This is a genomic window from Vibrio fujianensis (assembly GCF_002749895.1).
Classification (GTDB): domain Bacteria; phylum Pseudomonadota; class Gammaproteobacteria; order Enterobacterales; family Vibrionaceae; genus Vibrio; species Vibrio fujianensis.
The window spans coordinates 235739-237285 of sequence record NZ_NBUS01000042.1 but is presented as its reverse complement, the minus strand read 5'-3'; the positions used below and the strand labels follow the sequence as shown (position 1 = coordinate 237285).

The window sequence follows — 1547 nt, the reverse complement described above, 5'->3', positions numbered from 1 at the left end:
TTACTCAATGGATAAATCAAACGGCAATTATCGGCATTAAGCGACAAATCTTGAGTCGAACATATGAGTTTTATTTAAATTTTTCATCGCGTTATCCATTGTTATCATGCAGATGCTTTTTTTTAAAAAAAAGACATTTTTTCCTAAAGCTTTTTTCTCCCACGCCGCTAAGAGAATAACTTTGAGAGAACTACCTTGGTTTTACGAGACGTCGAAAACCGGAAATATCGGAAAATCAATTGGAGAAACCACCATGGCAGTGAATGTAAATACCAACGTATCAGCGATGACCGCACAACGTTACCTAAATAGTGCCAATAGTGCGCAGCAAACGTCAATGGAGCGTCTATCGTCCGGTTTTAAAATTAATAGCGCTAAAGACGATGCAGCAGGCCTGCAAATTTCTAACCGTTTGAATGTACAAAGCCGTGGTTTAGATGTTGCGGTGCGTAACGCGAATGATGGTATCTCAATGGCGCAAACCGCCGAAGGTGCGATGAATGAAACCACCAACATCCTACAACGGATGCGTGATCTATCGCTACAATCGGCCAACGGCTCTAACTCAAAATCTGAGCGTGTTGCGATTCAAGAAGAAGTCGGCGCACTTAATAAAGAGTTGAACCGTATTGCAGAAACGACCTCATTTGCCGGTAACCGACTACTGAATGGCACGTTCCAAACTAAAGCATTCCAAATCGGCTCGCAAAGTGGTGAAGCAGTGATGCTCACCATGAAAGATATGCGTAGCGATAATGAAATGATGGGCGGTAAGAGCTACGTCGCGCAAGACAGAGCTGGCGGTGAAAGCTGGAAAGACTGGCGTGCGGCCGCTGGCGATCAATTAACCATCACGATTAACGGTGCAGCCGACCCGATCACCATCGACGCAAAAGCGGGTGATGATATTGAAGAACTTGCTACTTACATCAATGGTCAAACGGATGCGGTACAAGCTTCTGTTAATGAAGAGGGTAAGCTACAAATTTTTGCCAGCAACAAAGATGGCGTAGAAACGGTCGCCTTCGGTGGCGGTTTAGCAACCGATTTGGGGATGTCTGGCCCATCAGATGTCACAGTCAATGACATTGATGTAACCACGGTGGGTGGTGCGCAAGAAGCGGTAGCGATTGTCGATGCAGCGCTGAAATATGTTGACAGTCACCGTGCAGAACTGGGGGCATTCCAAAATCGTTTCGGACACGCCATTAGTAACCTTGACAACATTAATGAAAATGTCAATGCATCGAAGAGCCGGATTAAAGATACCGACTTTGCGAAAGAAACGACGGCCTTGACCAAAGCGCAAATTCTTGGACAAGCCTCCAGCTCAGTCCTTGCGCAAGCGAAACAAGCACCTAATGCGGCTTTAAGCCTATTAGGTTAATGAAAAGAAAGAAATAACACAAAAATCCAGCTTCGGCTGGATTTTTTTATACCTAGGGTCTGTTGACCTTTCGCGATTAAATTTTGTTCGAGATAAAAGCGTTTTAATCGCGGCGGCGGTTTTTCGCCTAGTTACTCTATGCAAAACACCGCTCAACAAA

At 44.9% G+C, this 1547-nt stretch carries 1 protein-coding gene; it reads left to right on the top strand.

The annotated features are described in order from the left end of the window. The first annotated feature begins 253 nt into the window (after positions 1-253). The gene (locus B7C60_RS10020) at positions 254-1387 is read left to right on the top strand and encodes a flagellin (RefSeq protein ID WP_099611530.1); all 1134 of its coding nucleotides are present in this window, start codon (positions 254-256) and stop codon (positions 1385-1387) included. Positions 1388-1547 lie beyond the last annotated feature (160 nt).

Bases quoted from the DNA above. Each gene is read 5' to 3' on its own strand.
- B7C60_RS10020 (WP_099611530.1), top strand. From the start codon at position 254: ATGGCAGTGAATGTAAATACCAACGTATCAGCGATGACCGCACAACGT.